The following is a 17,372-nucleotide window of genomic DNA, read 5'->3' on the forward strand; positions in this document are numbered from 1 at the left end:
ATTCTAGTTCTCTTGTAGTGTCTAACTGAAGAAGCCTACTCTTGATCATCGTTGACCTCTAGCTCCTCGTCTGAGTCTGATCCTTGCAGATCCTCCTCCTGAGGGACAAACTCTGAGGGGTCGTCTAGGTCAGCCTCGTCGATGAGCTCTGGCTCCTCTTCCTCAGCCACTACATTACATATAGATGCTATTTCGTCCGAACGTTTATTCAGGTCTATCATCTTGACCCCTTGAGTAGCGCGTCCCATGACACGTACCTGCTCCATAGAGAGGCGTATAGCGACGCCACTCTTATTGATGATCATAATGTTGTCGTCATCCTCTACGGCACGGATATCGATGAGCTGACCAGTCTTGTCGGTCACGTTGATCGTCTTGACACCCTTGGCGCCACGCTTCGTGATGCGGTAGTCATCGATGAGCGAACGCTTGCCATAGCCCTTCTCGCTGATGACGAGGATCGTCTCGTCGCTATTCTTCAGGCGATGTACGACCATACCGATGACCTTGTCGTTGGGATCGTCATCGAGACGGATGCCACGAACGCCTGTCGCTGTGCGTCCCATAGGACGTACATCTTGCTCGTTAAAGCGGACGCAGCGCCCATTGCGGTTGGCAAGGAAGATCTCGCAGTTACCATTCGAGAGAGCCACCGAGACGACCTGATCATCGTCACGTAGGTTGATCGCGCGGACACCCGTCTTGCGTGGGTTAGCGTAGTGCGCTAGGAGCGTCTTCTTGATCAAGCCCTGCTCAGTAGCGAAGACAAGGTAGTGTGTATTGACAAATTCCACATCGGTCGTCAAGTTCTTAATACGTAGGAAAGCCGTGATGCGATTCTCCTCGTCTAGGTCTAGGAGGTTCTGGATATGTCTGCCCTTAGAGCTCTTGGAGCCCTCGGGTATCTCAAAGACTCTGAGCCAGTAGATACGTCCCGTAGCGGTAAAGAGCATCATTGTGGCGTGCATCGTCGCCGAGTAGATGTACTCGACAAAGTCTTCGTCACGACTATCGGCACCCTTGACGCCGACACCGCCACGTGTCTGCGTACGGAACTCCGAGAGGGGTGTACGCTTGATATATCCTAGGTGAGAGATGGTGATCACCATATCCTCGTCAGCGTAGAAGTCCTCAGGATTCAAGTCTTCCGAAGCATATACGATCTCCGAGCGACGCTCATCGCCATACTTGTCGATGATCTCACGGCACTCCTCCTGGATCTTCTCCATACGCATATTGATGTCGCTGAGGAAGAGGTTTAGGTAGTCGATACGCTCCTTGAGCTCATTGTACTCATGCTCCAACTTGTCAATATCGAGCTTCGTGAGCTGTCGCAGACGCATATCAACGATAGCACGGGCCTGTAGCTCCGAGAGGTTGAATGCCTCCATCAGTCGATTCATCGCATCGCGAGTCTCCTCACTAGAGCGGATGATGCGTATGACCTCGTCAATGTTGTCTACGGCAATGATCAAGCCCTCCAAGATGTGGATACGCTCCTGCGCCTTGCGAAGCTCATACTGCGCACGACGTGTCACCACCTCGTGGCGGTGATCGACGAAGTGGCCGATGAGATCCTTAAGGTTGAGCAGACGAGGACGACCATGGACTAGCGCAATGTTATTGATACTAAAGTAGCTCTCCAGGTCGGAGTACTTATATAGGTAGTTGAGTACGACGCCAGCGTTGGCATCCTTCTTTATATCGATGACAATGCGGATACCCTTATTGCTCGACTCATCAGAGATGTCGCTGATGCCGTCGATCTTCTTCTCGTTGACCAGCTGGGCGATCTTAGCGACCATATCGCTCTTGCGCACCTGATAAGGTATCTCACGGATGATGATCTGCTCATGGCCGTGGTGCTCCTCTATGTCAGCCTTGCCACGTATCACGATACGTCCGCGGCCTGTGTGGAAGGCCTCTTTGACCCCCTCGTATCCGTAGATGACACCGCCCGTGGGAAAGTCAGGCGCCTTGACATACTGCATCAGTTCATCGACCGTGATCTCGCCACGCGCATCGATGTAAGCGATACAAGCGTTCAGCGTCTCAGTAAGGTTGTGCGGAGCCATATTGGTCGCCATACCGACGGCGATACCAGCAGCACCATTGATTAGAAGGTTCGGGATGCGACAGGGTAGTACCGTAGGCTCCTGGAAGTCTCCGTCGAAGTTGTCCTGAAAGTCTACCGTCTCCATGTCAATGTCACGGAGCATCTCCTGTGCAAACTGGTTGAGCCTCGACTCCGTGTAACGCATCGCAGCGGGTGAGTCTCCGTCGATAGAGCCGAAGTTACCCTGACCCTGTACGAGCGGGTAACGCATGTTCCAGCCCTGTGCGAGACGTACCAATGTGTTATATACGGAGCTGTCGCCATGGGGGTGATACTTACCTAATATATCACCGACGGCGCGTGCACACTTACGGGTAGGATTATTGTAGGTATTGCCACTCTCATTCATCGAGTAGAGTACACGACGATGCACAGGCTTGAGACCATCACGCACATCGGGTAGTGCACGAGATACGATGACAGACATTGAGTAGTCAATGTAAGAGGTCTTCATTTCGTCCTCAATATCCACCGGGATAATCCTATCTATACTATCTTCCATAGAGTCAATTGTGTTTTATTCGCTTGGTCGTAGAGGCTGGCAGACGAGACTCCGAGAGAAGTGCCCTCTCCGAGTTGTCCACCCTCACCCAGCAGGTGTCACTCATCGAGCTAAAAGCCGAGAGAGACCTCTACTTTCAGATGGCTAAGTTACGAAAAATATCTCTATCCGATGAAGATCCGCCTGGTCTCAACTCCGCAAATCTCACGTGCAGCCCTTGGTTGGGGGCCCCGGCCCGGACGCAGAGCATCGGTGTGTCCGTTGTCGTCAAAGGTTACAGCATCGTTTCGCTGATTTGGGGACGGATGCCCTCCCACTAAACACTATCCGTGCGTACCTACAGCGGGTTACACATTGGGGTCTATAATATGACAAATAGTCCCGAAAGGTCGTCCCATACTGATGGGACGAAAATCTCCCACCCGCGTTGGGACGAAAAAATCCCAAGGGAGGGATTTAGAAATCCCCACGGAGGGACGAAAAGATCCCAAAGGAGGGACGAAACGATCCCCACGTGGGGACGAAATGAAACTTCGGAGGAAATGATTGGCGTCCACGTGGAGAATAAAATATAAAATGACTATCGGAGGAGAGATGAGATACTTGTATGCTAAGATGCACAACAGATACAAAGAAGAGGTACCATACTGTATTCTATTTGATAAGCCCGAAAAAGTAGAGACTTCAGCCCCTCCAAAAGAAGAATAGTGCTTGCCAAAAAACCGTAGACATCGGAATATCAATGCGGGACTTACTCTTGGCAAACACTATTCTGACCACAAAGGTAGCAACTATATCTGAGACAAGCAAATATGTAGAGAGCCACGGGGAGCGATTGTCCTCGTGGCTCTCTGTCGGTATAGGCTCTAACCTAGAGGAGAGCGATGCGATACCATCTGCGTGAGGTCACGCAAATGGTCGTCTCAGTGCTATCCTCTCAGTATCTGGTCGGTCAGCGCGCGCAGGAGCTGGAAGAGGTTGAAAATGAGCTCTCCGGTCGTACTCTCCTGTGGAGATGGCGTCTTGTGTCACGTCGAGGAGCGCCCCGGTGACAGCGCGTAGCTCTCTGCTGGGCAGTACGAGGTAGATGAAGCCCTAGGGGCGGGGATGGAAGACAACCTCGAATTAACCCTCGTCTATAAAAAGACAGAAGGCTAACACTTACAAGAAGTGCTAGCCCCTGCGGGCGAGGAATAGCGGCATTACCCGGGTAATCCTCCTAGACTCTTTCGAATCCGCTACAAAGGTAGCAACTATATTTCAAATGGTAAACTAGCCTAGTCACAAGATGCGACGACCTGATAAAAAGTAAAGGAGAAGTATCTGAACGCTCCGCCCTGGTTCTACGACTATGAGTAAGACTTACTTCAGAAACTTCTCCTTCTTGGCGCGAAGATAGTAACTATACTTCAACTGATAAAATAACAACTAGAGTAGAGTAACTAGACTCCGCAAGTCTCTTTAAAATACGACCGCCAGCAAGAGACTTTCAGGCGGAAGCATGGCGCGATTACTCTTTCGAGCAATCTCACCGTTCTTACCGCAAAGGTAGTAACTATATTTCAAATGGTAAAACACGCCTAGCCACAAGATGCGACAAGTCTCATATCACATCTCATATAAAGAAGACAAGGCGAAGAACTAATAACTTCCGATTTCGTACTCGGGAGGGATAGAAGTTCAACGCCTTATCGGAGAGGCACAGCTTGAAGTTATCGCGCTTTTTTCGGCTCTACTCCATTGCAAAGGTAGCAACTAAATATCAATTGATCAAACGACCAACTTACTAGCAGTGCAAAAGGTAAAACATGATAGACTAAGGACAGCTCCTTCCACGCTGACAATGATTGCCACAAGGGCTAATTCAGATAGAGAGCGAAGGAGTGAGCAGGATGGCGGAAGGTCGCTGGGCTAGTCTGACGACTTGGGAGTCACATCTCTGAGTGAGAAGGAGCTCTTGAGGACACGGTTGTTGTAGTCCTGTACGATCGCCTTAAAGAGTGCTGTGTAGTGCGACACCTCTGACGAGGTAGGGGCGGTGGCGCGATCGGGCTCCGTCTGCAGGTAGGCTGCTGGCTTCTGGACGCTGACCTGACCATCGGTGGTCATCGTGAGCGTGAGCGCCTTCGTGAAGAAGAGGTACTGGTTGTGGTAGAAGTTGAGCGCATAATGCTCTGCTTGCTGGTCGAAGATGTTACTTCCGTAGCTCAGTACAGGCTCCGTGATACCGAGCAGGTAGAGGAGCGTGGGGAGGATATCTATGTGCTGCACGACATAGTCGCTGATCTCTCCATGTAGCTTGCCCTGCGGGTCGAAAAATAAGATAGGCGCCGCAGCGTGTCCCGCTAAGTTGGCATACAGAGGTTGGTCGCTGAGGCTTGTGTGATCGGCCGTGATGACGAAGAGCGTATTGCGATACCAGGGCTCCTCTTTGACCCGCTCGAAAAACTCTCGGAGAGCCTCGTCGGCATATTGAGCTGTCTGATGGATCGGGAGTGTACCTCGCTTTAGTTTGCCTTTATACCCCTTGGGCATGCTAAAAGGACTATGATTAGAGAGTGAGAAGAAGAAGGCTCCGAAGGGCTCCCGGAGCGACTTCATATCTTCGGCCATGGCCTGCTCGAAGGGTAGGTCGTGGATACCCCACGTACCGACCTTAGCGTTAGACTCATTAGGATGCTTAGCTAGATAGTCCTGAGCGGTGTATTGATCCTGTACACCTAGACGATTGAGGAAGGAGTAGAAGCCCATAGCCCCTGGCTCATCACCATGGTAAAACTTGAGGTGGTAGCCGTAATCGCCTAATGATAGGGGCAAGCCCGTGTCGTAGGAGTCGAAGTGCTGGTAGTTGTCCATAGTCCACGCCTCATCGTCGAAGGTGCCACCAAACGAAGGTAGCGAGACGAAGATCGAGGGAAAGGACTCGACGGATCGCTTGCCAGAGGCAAAGCCGTACTGCGCATAGAGCGTGTGTGGCATCAAGCTATCGAGGTAAGGGGTGTAGCTCGGGTACCCGTCGATATATCTATTGAGGTAGCCCGTGTACTCTCGCGCCATACTCTCTAGGATGATCACGACGACGTTGCGCCCCTGCATAGAGCCAAAGAGCGTATCGCTCTCTGAGAGTGGAGCTGCCTGATAGTAAGGTGTGAAGATGGTAGGTAGCTCTTCGTTTGTATAGAAGGTGAAGAGCTGTCGTGAGGCGGCGTCTTTTGTCAGGGCGACGGGGGTGTTTTGCAGCAAGGGAAACTGCTCAGGATCTGTCGTGTAGGAGAAGAAGTGCATCGTCGGTACGGGTTTGCTCGAAAAGTCCCAAGTACCACGCATACTGAAGAAGAGGAAGATGACCATGCCCAGTGTGCAGGTACCGTCTACCCAGTAAGAGCGACGAGAGGTGCGCGTCTCACGCTGGTACTGCACCAGCCAGTAGCCCGCTATGGCTAGAGCGAGCAAGACGAAGAACGCTATGGTGAGTGGCCAAAACTCTACAACGAAGTCTTTGTAGAAGCTAAACATGCTCTTCCCCTGAAACTCTCGAAAGATGTCACTATTTGCTCGCCTCAGTACGAAGGGATAGTAGCCGGTGTCTGAGACATTGAGGAAGATGAAGAAGCCTAGTGGCAAGATGTATGCTATATGGCGTATCCAGCGATACCAGCTACTCATCTCGATCCGTCTAGGTAGGTAAGCGCCTACGATCATCATCAGGTAGTAGAGTAGCAGTCCGTATGCGATGGCGACCATGTCTAGTATGTAGCCTCCCCGCATGAGGTGGAGCAACTGCCAGCCATCGACCGAAGGGAAGAAAGATTGATTGTAGAAGTAGTAGAGCAGTCGGCACAGCTGCATCAGTACAATGGCCCAGAGCGTGTGACAGGCGATCGCTACCCAACGTGATTTGGTTGTAATCATTCGATATGATAGAAGCTTTAAGTTCGGATTTACCAGTAGAGTGTTCCCAGCTTTACGGATTATGACAATCTCTCAAAGAGTCTCTCCCAGTCTGTAATAATATGGTCTATATCAAAGGTCTGCACATACTCTCTGGCGTGTGCTGCCATAGCTCGGCGTCTATCGCTATCAGCTATCAGCGAGGAGACCTCCTGAGCAAAGAGGTTAAGGTCAAATGGAGGCACCAGCACGCCAGCACGCCCCTCGTCTAGGACTACCCCCGTGGCTAGAAAGGAGTCAAAAGCGACGGGTACGACCCCGTGCTGCATAGCCTCGGTGAGAACCATCGACCATCCCTCAGCGTCACTGGTTAAGATGGAGATAGCAGCTCGCTCGTAGTATGGCTTAGGCTCTTGCGTGCCTAAGATGTCACAGCGCTCTAACTGTGCCTGCTCTAGCGTAGCACGATAGGGACCATCGCCGAGTACGACCAGTCGCCAGTCGGGATGCGCTGCTGAGACTTGTCGCCAGATGGCGGGGATGTGCTCGATACCTTTGCCCTTGACGAGACGACCCACGTAGAGTACGATAGGTTCCTTGTCATAGGCGGGGGCTAGCTCTGTAGGGAGATACGTATTGGCATTGTGTATGACGGCAAACTTCGAGGTGTCCTTGATGTGAGCAATCTGTGCGATGAAGTCAGCACTAGGCTGGCACAGCACAACAAAAGCATCGGAGAGATCGTAGATCTTTCGCCACGAGTTGCCCCATTTACGATTCATAAAGGCTCTGACGACCCGATTGACCACTTTGAGCCTCCAGTATCGATAGTGATACGAGTCGGGAGTGGTGTGTAGTACCTGTACGAGCTTGGCTCCTGCCTCATCGGTCGCCTCGCGGAGCATAACTGCTAGTCTACGACTATAAGCAGAGTGTGAGACTAAGATGGAGACTTCGTGAGCGCATAGGAAGTCGCAGAGGGCGATGCGGTTTTCCTCCGAATTAATCTTAGAGGGGTTGGGGAGTATGAGGGTGTTTTGCTTGAGAGCAGTCTTACCCCAGCTATCCACACATACGTAGCAGATATGATGTCCTCGCTGCTCCAGAGCTGTGGCTACACGATGAGAGACCTTCTCGATGCCACTAAAGAGCAGATCGATCGCATACCAATTGAAGAAAGCTATGTTCATCTCTTTGGTGCGACTAGGGGGCTACTGATATTGATCGATAAAGCGCAGGATGCGCTGACGGGCTTTGACTCCATCGATCGTAAAGGGATGGTCAAAGACCCCCAGCTTATTCAGCTTATCCAGATCTTGCGCCAGCTCCTGTCGATCTGTAGGGTCGGTGATGCGTTGCTCTAGCTTGTAGGCGATACGATTATTGATCATAGCCCACATACACTCCCGCTGCCAATGCTCCTTCTGGTAGGGCGTAGCTCGCTCCTCATAGAGCTGATAGGTGTGCTCCAAGCCTTTGATCCAGTTCTTGACCTTCTTAGTCCGACTAGAGGAGCGGTCTATCGATCCGATGTTGGGGAAGTAGTAGTAAAAAGGCAGATCCGTGATGACCGTCCGGGGATTCTTGAGGATCACCTCACTCCACCAGGGGAAGTCTTCGAAGATTACTCCTTTGAGAAAGGGGACATCCTCCACGAGGCTCCTGCGAAGCAAGTGACGCCACACGTAGAAGTGCTTGATCGGATTCTCGATCTTCGTATGGCTGTACTCCGTGACGTGAGCGAAGACATCATCGGTCGTGTGATACTTCACCTTGTCTAGCGTGAAGCGTCGCTTGAGACCACGAGGCATCGTCTTATCAATGTCAAAGCCTAGCGCATGACGCACGAGGAGCCGAGGACGAAAGAGCGGATCTTTGTACCAAGAGACGATATCGGCATCCTCTTGCTGGATCAAAGCGTAGGCGATCTCAAAGGTCTGTGGATGGATCAGATCGTCTGAATCTAAGAAGTTGACGTAAGTGCCCTTAGCAACGGCCATGCCCGCATTGCGAGCGTCTGAGAGTCCGCCATTCTCTTTATTTACAATCTTAAAGCGCGAGTCTCTCTCAGCGTACTCGGCTAAGATCTGCGCACTATTGTCAGGGCTCCCATCATTGACGCAGACAGCCTCCCAGTCGGTGAAGGTCTGAGCCAAGACACTGTCTAGACAGCGTCGTAGATACTTCTCTACATTATATATAGGGATGATGACGGAGATCTTAGGCATAAGAGATGGCTAGGTATGGGAGTCAGACGATGTTGCGAAAGCGCTCAGGGATCTCGACGATGAAACAGAGCCCCAGCATAGCGGGCTTATTCCACGCATAGGGAGGACGTATATAGGTCTGGAGTGTGCGTGCTAGGCGTGCTGTAGAGTCCCACGGACGAGCCTTATGGTTGGTCACCTGCTGGATGGTCTTGGATCGCTTGGCGATATGCTTTGTCCAGCCAGCCTCTCGTCGATCTGGATCGGCAAAGCGTGCTTCGATACGCTTCATATCGAAGTAGCCAAAATGAAATAGGTAAAGCTGCGGGTCAATGGTGAAGTTGTGTCCCTTGATGCGATGAAAGCCCGATCCCCAGACGACTGGCTGTGCGATGACGCATGGCTTGGTGTAGCGTGTCGATAGTCGCGCATAGTGACGCTGCTGGAGGAAAGGCAGATCCTCTCGAATGTCTCCCTCCTGCTCAAGATGCTGTCCTACATCGACGCCCAGTCCTGAGACGCTGACACCTATATGACGCTGGCTTAGGTACTCCTTGAGTCCCAGTCCAACGAGCGGGTCGACGACGAGTATCTCGTCGGCATCGACTCCGATGACGAGATCGTAGCCTCCTGTGGTGAGTAGCTCCTTAGCGCGCTCAGAGAGGAAAGCAAGTCGCTCTTTCTCGGCAGAGACCACCTGCCCCTGGATCTTATCTACCGCTACGACCGTAGCTTGAGGACACCAGTCGGGTAGGGGCTGATCCTTGCCATCTAGATAGATGTATAGATGCTCCTCGCCGAGCTCTCGGCCGTAGTAGGCTGTCCACTTGCGCAGGTAGAAGTCATCATTGCGCACCATGGTCAGGGCTGCGACACGCTTGGTCTTCATAGCTGGGTGCTAGGCGTCAATGTTGGCGTAGGTAGCGTTCTCCTCGATGAACTCGCGTCGTGGCTCGACATCTTCGCTCATGAGCATGGAGAAGACCGAGTCGGCACTCGCGAGGTTGTCTATGGTCACCTGGCGTAGGGTACGCGTCTGCGGATTCATCGTCGTGTCCCAGAGCTGTACATCGTTCATCTCACCGAGACCTTTGTATCGCTGTATCTTGATGCGGTTCTCCTGTCCTTGACCATATTTAGTGACGAAGTCAGCCTTCTGCTCGTCTGTCCAGCAGTACTCCTCGATGCGGTCTTTCTTGCAGAGGTAGAGGGGTGGATTGGCAATGTAGACGTAGCCGTTCTCAATGAGCGGACGCATATTGCGGAAGAAGAAGGTGAGGATCAGCGTCGCAATGTGCGCACCATCGACATCGGCATCGGTCATGATGATGATCTTGTGGTAGCGAAGCCTGGAGAGGTTGAGTGCTTTGGAGTCTTCCTCTGTGCCGACCGTCACGCCAAGGGCTGTGTAGATATTCTTGATCTCCGCATTGTCTAGGATGCGGTGCTGCATAGCCTTCTCCACGTTGAGGATCTTACCACGCAAGGGGAGGATCGCCTGGTACTTGCTGTCTCGTCCCTGCTTGGCGGTACCACCTGCGGAGTCTCCCTCCACGATGAATAGCTCGCATTCGCTAGGATCTTTACTCGAGCAGTCTGCTAGCTTGCCTGGTAGTCCACCGCCTGTGAGGGGCGACTTACGCTGTACCAGCTCACGAGCTCGGCGTGCAGCGTGACGTGCTTGGGCTGCTAGGATGACCTTGTCTACAATGAGCTTAGCCTCTGTGGGGTGCTCCTCGAGGTAGATCTCTAGAGCCTCACTAACGGCTGCATCGACGATACCAACGATCTCGCTGTTTCCGAGCTTGGTCTTCGTCTGTCCCTCAAACTGTGGCTCAGCGACCTTGACACTAACGATAGCGGTCAAACCCTCACGGAAGTCATCGCCCGATATTTCCTCCTTGATCTTATCGAGGAGGTGCGAGTCGGTCGCATACTTCTTGAGCGTGCGGGTCAGTCCACGGCGGAAGCCGGTTAAGTGCGTACCGCCCTCGATGGTGTGAATGTCATTGACGTAGGTGTAGACGTTCTCTTGATAAGAGGTGTTGTAGGTCAGTGCCACCTCGACGGGGACGCCCTGCTTCTCTGTCGTATGATGGATGACGTCGTGGATGAGCGACTCCTTAGCACCATCCACGTAGCGAACGAACTCACTCAGTCCATTCTCCGAGTAGAAGACCCAAGACTTAGGCTGTCCCTCCTCATCGTGCACTCTGTGGTCAATGAGCTTAAGGTGCAGACCCGCATTTAGATAGGATAGCTCACGCAAACGGTGTGAGAGCGTCTCACTACTATATATTGTCTCACGAAAGATCGTGTCGTCAGGCTTGAAGGTGATGCGGGTACCTGTGTCATCGGCTTTACCGACCACCTCAACGCCTGTCAGAGGTTTACCACGGCTGTACTCCTGACGATAGACCTTACCGTCACGATGTACCTCGGCAATAAGTGACTCGGAGAGCGCATTGACGCAGGAGACACCCACACCGTGGAGACCTCCTGATACCTTGTAAGAACCCTTGTCAAACTTACCACCAGCGTGCAGTACCGTCATGACCACCTCGAGGGCACTCTTGCCCTCCTTGGCGTGCATATCGACAGGGATACCACGGCCGTTGTCGGTCACTTGGATAGAGTTGTCTGGTAGTATCTCAACTAGTACCTCGGTACAGTAGCCTGCTAGAGCCTCATCGATGGAGTTGTCTACCACCTCGTAGACAAGGTGGTGTAGTCCCTTCTCGCTGATGTCTCCGATATACATGGCGGGGCGCTTGCGCACCGCCTCTAGTCCCTCGAGGACCTGTATGCTACTGGCTGAGTAAGCACCTTTTTCCTGTGGTGCAGTCTTTATGTCTTTCTCTTGTTCGCTCATTGTAATAGGCTTATCGTCAGTGGTAGTGAGAAGGGCTATCTGATGAGCCGGCTTCTCATTCCACTATATGTCTTGAATAGCACAAAGATACAGAAAATGCGAGTATAAACTCTCATTCTTTGCGCTAAAACTTTTCACGGCTACTGTTTTTGTCTCACTTTACAGCCTCTGTAAGGCACTCTCAAAGAGGAAAGTTCAAGGAGAACACCTCTTCACCCTTTGCGGCTACGCACGAAGAGCCACTCCTCGGAGGTAGCCTCATCAACGACCTCTAGTTTCACAGCCTCTAAGGCTTGATAGATAGCCGTGCGGTCGGAGAGGAGGAAGCCACTGAGCCACACCTCGCCGCCTGATCGTACTGCCGCTACGTAGCGGGGCAGGTCCTCTAGGATGATGTTGCGGTGTATGTTGGCAAAGAGCAGATCCGCCTTGCTGGGGTAGGCGGAGAGTTGCGCAGCGTCACCATGCTGCACCCTGATGCGCTCCGAGAGGGCGAAGCCGTTGAGCTGGAGGTTGTGTAGCGTATTGGTCACGCACTCAGACGATACGTCTATCGCTACGAGCGAGTCAGCACCGAGTTGCAGAGCCGCTATGCCGAGGATGCCCGTACCGCACCCCATGTCGATCACCTGAGCGCCTGTCACATCGTAATCGAGTAGATGCTCTAGGATCATGCGAGTCGTGTGGTGCTCGCCCGAGCCAAACGAATTGTACGCCTCGATGAGTAGCTGTAGCTCATGCGTCGGTGAACTTGGTGCCAGCTCAGGCGTGGTGACCAGCATGCGCCCCCGTAGAGATATTGGCTCAAAGGTCGTGCTGCGCCACGCTGCTAGCCAGTCACCTGAGGAGGCTACTGACTGGCCGTAGTGCCACTCTATATTATATAGTGTCAAGGCGCCGGCATCTGTGGCAAGTTGTGTGGCGACCTCTTCGCTCTCCTGCCAAGCGTCATCGGATATGTAGGCATTAAGTAGCCCCTTGTCAGGCTCCTCTTGAAAGCTTTCGAAGCCCCAGTCGGCTAGCGTCTGAGCGAGCAGAGGCATCGCCCATTCCGCCTCGCTGAGTTGCTCCGTGATAAAGGTGTAGTGGTGGTACATAGCGTTGTTAAGCGGCTAAGCTCGTTGGGGTTAGTTTGTCTCTCTTGATGAGTAGTACGATGATGGCGGTGATACCCTTGCCGATCGATGAGAGGGAGATAGCCCACCAGACGGCAGGTAGTCCCCATCCTAAGTAGATCAGTAGGAGTGCTAGCGGTATGCGTAGCAGATTGCCCACGATGCTGATTATGGCTGGTGTTTTGCTTCGTCCTACACCATAGAATAGCCCCTGCGTCGTAATCTCCGCCATGATAAAGAGCTGGGAGAAGCTAGCGATGTAAAGGTATCGTCCGCCCTCAATATAGGTCTCAGGATCTGGCACAATCAGCGCAAAAAAGGCTTCGCCCAGGAAGAGGAAGAGTAGCGTCCCGAAGAGACCTATCGATAGCGTCATAAGGATCGTTGTCTTGTAGCCACGCCACACCCGGTCAAACTGACGTGCCGCATAGTTGTGCCCCACGAAGGTCGCTAGGGCAGTGCAAAAGCCTTGGCACGCATTCCACGTCACGCCCTCTAGCTGTCCGCCCGTCGTCATGACCGCCACGCCGATAGCGCCACCCTGCTCAGAGGCTAAGCGACCCATAAATATGCTGATCAGCGCAAAGAGAGAGTTGAGCAGCACCACCGGTACACCGATAGCGAAGATGCGTCGGCTCTGCTCTCCTGCAAGCTTGGTCACGATAGAGCTCCCGTCAAGTATCTTGTCGCGGTGCTGCATACGGTAGTAGAGGATCGTGCAGACGGCCAGCTGAGAGAGGAGTGTGGCGAGGGCTGCTCCGACGACTCCTAGATGGCAGACGAAGATGAGCAGCGGGTCGAGGATCATGTTGAAGAGTAGCCCCAGCGAATTGATCTTGAATGGGGTCATGCTCCGTCCATGCGCATTGTAAATGCCACTCATGGCGAGCGTCAGAAAGTAGCCTGGCAAGCCAATCAACACGATGCGCAGGTAGTTCAGCGCCATCTGGTGCACATCAGCCTCTAGATTGTAGACGCCCACGATGGGAGAGCCAAAGAACAGGTAGACGAGTGCCAGGAGAGTCCCGACGATGAGTGCCCAGGTGGTACAGTGGCGAGCGTACTTGATCGCCAGTGGTTTATCGCGCGCTCCGAGGCTCTGTGAGACGCACACCTCGGCACTGATCTTGGTGAGCTGAGCGATCGAGGTGGCGATCCATAGGAGCACCCCGATGACGCCGACGGCGGCCACCTCACGACTGCCGAGACGTCCGAGCCACGCCATGTCGGTGAAGTTGTACGCCATCTGGACAAACGAGGTGGCAACGATCGGAGCCGCCAGTCGCAGCAACTGCTTACGGATCGGTCCTTGAGTGAAGTTGATAGTATCTGTTTTGGTCACGTCTGCCTTCTTGTGAGGGGTGTCGTCTAGAGCGACAGCCCCGTTTACAAACTCGCTGCAAAGGTATCAAAAAAGGGGGCAGCACGAGCCCCTCTCCCTCATAAAAGCAGGGCTGACGCATTATGATCGCTCTGTCAGGAGCTACACATAAGGACGAGTGAGGCATCAATGAGGTCATTATACTATAATGTGTCCGCCCCGCCTTCTAATCTCTAACCTCTACTCTCTATTTACATATCTTTACGGGAAAATTCGTCCGATACCCTCCTTTCTCGAATATCCACGTGGAAAATCTGAAATCTCCACGTGGATATTTTTTATTTTCCACGTGGGCGTCATTCATTTCCTCCGAAGTTTCATTTGATTCCTCCGAAGAATTTTTTCTTCCCCACGTGGAAAATAAAAATTCTCCACCTGGATATTTCAAAATATCCACGTGGAAATCCGTTTTTCCCGAAATAGCGTTGTGTCGATATGTAGTCGGGTCTAAATTATTGTAACAAGCCGGCGGTGAATTTGCCCAGCTAGGGATGACGCATCATAATCGCTCTGTCAGGAGCTACACATAGCGACCAGCGAGGAATAGATGAGTTCATTATAATATAATGCGTCAGCCCTGCTCATAAAAAGTGTCCTCCACGTGGCTACTTGGGAGTAGCTCTGGAAAGAGCTGCTTCTTTTTTAGACTTTTCTTCTTACGGCAGGGCGGAGGGGGTGGGGCTATGAGCTTTTTCGCTAACTTTGCTGACGTATGAACGGAGATCCATTTGATATACGCGAGGAGCGTACGCCCCCGCAGAGTTTGTCTGACCTGCAGCAGGAGGAGCAGTTGCGCCCCTCCTACTTCGACAGCTTCCGAGGTCAGGGACATGTTGTGGACAATCTGAAGGTCTTCGTCGAGGCGGCTCGTCGCCGTGACGAAGCACTCGACCACGTCCTCCTCTATGGTCCTCCTGGACTGGGCAAGACGACTCTATCGCACATCATCTCGCACGAGCTAGGAGTCGGCATGAAGATTACTTCGGGGCCTGTCTTGGAGAAGGCAGGAGACTTAGCGGGATTGCTCACTTCGCTAGAGCCTCGTGACGTGCTTTTTATCGATGAGATTCATCGCCTGAGCCATACCGTGGAGGAGTATCTCTACTCGGCCATGGAGGACTTTCGGATCGATCTGATGATTGACAAAGGGCCAGGGGCTCGATCCATACAGATTGACCTCAACCCCTTTACACTAGTGGGGGCGACCACGCGCAGCGGTCTGCTGACGGCTCCGCTGCGGGACCGCTTTGGCATCAACCTACATCTAGAGTACTACGACGTGGATACGCTTACGGACATCGTGCTGCGCTCGGCACGCATCCTAGAGGTGCCGTGCGAGGAGGAGGCCGCTCGGGGCATCGCTCTGCGTAGTCGTGGCACGCCTCGTATCGCCAATGCCCTCCTGAAGCGGGTGCGAGACTTTGCGCAGGTCAAGGGCAACGGGGTGATCGATAGCGATATTACGACGGTGGCGCTCGAAGCACTGCACATAGATAAGCATGGACTGGATCATACGGATCACAAGCTGCTGAAGACCATCATCGACAAGTTTGACGGGGGACCCGTCGGGCTGACCACCATAGCTACGGCGATGGGCGAGGACCCAGGCACGATCGAGGAGGTGTATGAGCCGTTTCTCATTCAGGAGGGCTTCATACAGCGCACCCGTACGGGACGGCAGGCGACACGCTTGGCGTATGCTCACTTGGGGCGTACCTATCGACAGGATTTGCCTCCAGAGACGTCCCTTTTTGACTAACTAAAAGCCGTTTCCCCCTGTGCCATGTCCTCACTAGAGATGCCAGCCTCAAACTTCGTAGCCAAGCGGTACACGCTGACCGAGCTACTGAGCTCGTTGCAGCGCTGCATTGATCGCTATTACAATCGGCTCTACTACGTGACGGGCGAGGTGAGTGGCTACCGAGGACGCAGCCAGCGAGGGCATTGCTACTTTAACCTAATAGATAAGACGTCGGACCCGCTGCACCCAGAGTTGGGTGGGGGAGAGCTATCGGCTCAGATCTCGGCTGTGATCTGGTCTAGTCGCTACAATCAGATCGCTCAGCACTTCCAGCAGGTGACGGGGCAGCCGCTCACAGACGGGATCAAGATATTGGCGCTCGTGGAGCTTAAGTACGATCCACGCTACGGGCTACAACTAGACATACAGGACATCGATCCGAGCTACACACTGGGCGAGGTGGCACGACAGCGACGTGAGACGCTCCAGCTCCTAGAGCGTATGGGGCTGATGGAGCGCAACAAGCAGCACCCGATGCCGAGACCTTTGCGACGCATCGCTATCATCTCCTCCCCGACGGCTGCTGGCTACCAAGACTTCACGAGACATCTGGAGGAGAGTGCGGTGGCTCCTTTTATAGAGAAAGCGCTCTTTCGAGCCACGATGCAGGGCAATAGTGCTCCGCAGTCTATCGTCGCAGCACTCGAAAGGGTGCGCCAGCACGAGACGCTCTTTGACCTTGTGGTCATCATACGAGGTGGGGGTGCTACGGCTGATTTGGGCACCTTCGATGACTTTGCCGTGGCGCGTGCTGTGGCGGAGTTTTCGCTCCCTGTGTGGAGCGGCATTGGGCACGATCGGGACGAGAGTGTCGTGGACTTAGTTTCGCACAGAGCCTTCAAAACCCCTACGGCAGTGGCTACCGCTGTGATCGATGCTTGGTGCGCAGAGTACACGCTCCTCGAGGAAGCGCATCAGCGACTGGAGCGCGCTTGGCTAGAGGCGAGACAGATAGCACAGACGGGGCTAGAGCGCTTGGCGCAACTACTCCGGCAGACGACGCTAGAGCAGCTACATCGTGAGGAGCGACAGATGGTCTTACTACGCGAGCAGCTCTCCGTCTCTCCTCGTACGCTACTGCACAATCAGCACACGCTACTGGAGTCACAACGGGAGCGCTTGGCAGGTGCTGCGCGTTATCTGCCGATGCGCTATCAGCTCCAGTGGGAGACGCTCTTGACGCAGTTCAAGCATCGCTATGCGAGTTACCTGACGGCTCAGCTCAACGAGTGGCAAGCTAGACAGCAGAGCCTGCAGGAGCAGCGCAAGATTACGACCACGCAGCGCACGCAGATAGAGCACCTGGCGCAGATCATCCGAGCGATGGACCCGCAGACGGTCCTGCAGCGTGGCTACGCTATCGTGCACCACAAGGGTGAGCTGGTCAAGAAGCCCTCGCAGCTTCGTGAGGGCGACGACATAGAGCTTCGCCTAGCTGAGGGTACGCTCTCGGCTACGCTGAGCCAATTGAAAGAACCATAAGAAAA

Annotated in this window: 10 protein-coding genes; 2 read left to right on the forward strand and 8 right to left on the reverse strand. The window is 53.3% G+C overall.

The window, feature by feature from the left end:
* Window positions 1-35: 35 nt before the first annotated feature.
* The 8 genes from gyrA to RDM37_RS03630 form a co-directional block, all read right to left on the reverse strand.
* Window positions 36-2,618 carry a DNA gyrase subunit A gene (gene gyrA, locus RDM37_RS03595; RefSeq protein ID WP_308555070.1) on the reverse strand — a complete coding sequence of 861 codons (2,583 nt, stop codon included), beginning with the start codon at window positions 2,616-2,618 and terminating at the stop codon, window positions 36-38.
* A 1,911-nt stretch (window positions 2,619-4,529) separates the two neighbouring features.
* Entirely contained in the window at window positions 4,530-6,530 is a 2,001-nt protein-coding gene (locus RDM37_RS03600) for an LTA synthase family protein (protein WP_308555072.1), read from the reverse strand.
* 59 nt (window positions 6,531-6,589) lie between these two features.
* Window positions 6,590-7,699 (reverse strand): glycosyltransferase, encoded by a 1,110-nt coding sequence (locus RDM37_RS03605; protein WP_308555074.1) that lies wholly within the window; start codon window positions 7,697-7,699, stop codon window positions 6,590-6,592.
* A 21-nt stretch (window positions 7,700-7,720) separates the two neighbouring features.
* Window positions 7,721-8,737, reverse strand: coding sequence for a glycosyltransferase (locus tag RDM37_RS03610; protein WP_308555076.1), 1,017 nt, complete (start codon window positions 8,735-8,737; stop codon window positions 7,721-7,723).
* Between the two features lie 22 nt (window positions 8,738-8,759).
* Window positions 8,760-9,605 carry a glycosyltransferase family 2 protein gene (locus RDM37_RS03615; RefSeq protein WP_308555078.1) on the reverse strand — a complete coding sequence of 282 codons (846 nt, stop codon included), beginning with the start codon at window positions 9,603-9,605 and terminating at the stop codon, window positions 8,760-8,762.
* A gap of 9 nt (window positions 9,606-9,614) precedes the next feature.
* A complete protein-coding gene (gene gyrB, locus RDM37_RS03620) occupies window positions 9,615-11,588 on the reverse strand; it encodes a DNA topoisomerase (ATP-hydrolyzing) subunit B (protein ID WP_308555080.1) in 1,974 nt (657 codons plus the stop codon).
* 212 nt (window positions 11,589-11,800) lie between these two features.
* Window positions 11,801-12,685 (reverse strand): 50S ribosomal protein L11 methyltransferase, encoded by an 885-nt coding sequence (gene prmA, locus RDM37_RS03625; protein ID WP_308555082.1) that lies wholly within the window; start codon window positions 12,683-12,685, stop codon window positions 11,801-11,803.
* A gap of 7 nt (window positions 12,686-12,692) precedes the next feature.
* On the reverse strand, window positions 12,693-14,045 hold the full coding sequence (locus RDM37_RS03630; protein ID WP_308555084.1) for an MATE family efflux transporter: 1,353 nt from the start codon (window positions 14,043-14,045) through the stop codon (window positions 12,693-12,695).
* A 751-nt stretch (window positions 14,046-14,796) separates the two neighbouring features.
* Here RDM37_RS03630 and ruvB point away from each other — a divergent pair.
* Window positions 14,797-15,843, forward strand: coding sequence for a Holliday junction branch migration DNA helicase RuvB (gene ruvB / locus RDM37_RS03635; RefSeq protein ID WP_308555086.1), 1,047 nt, complete (start codon window positions 14,797-14,799; stop codon window positions 15,841-15,843).
* A gap of 24 nt (window positions 15,844-15,867) precedes the next feature.
* Window positions 15,868-17,367 (forward strand): exodeoxyribonuclease VII large subunit, encoded by a 1,500-nt coding sequence (gene xseA, locus RDM37_RS03640; RefSeq protein ID WP_308555088.1) that lies wholly within the window; start codon window positions 15,868-15,870, stop codon window positions 17,365-17,367.
* Window positions 17,368-17,372: the final 5 nt, after the last annotated feature.

Origin of the sequence: uncultured Porphyromonas sp. (genome assembly GCF_902489635.1) — a bacterium.
In the GTDB taxonomy this organism is placed as follows: domain Bacteria; phylum Bacteroidota; class Bacteroidia; order Bacteroidales; family Porphyromonadaceae; genus Porphyromonas.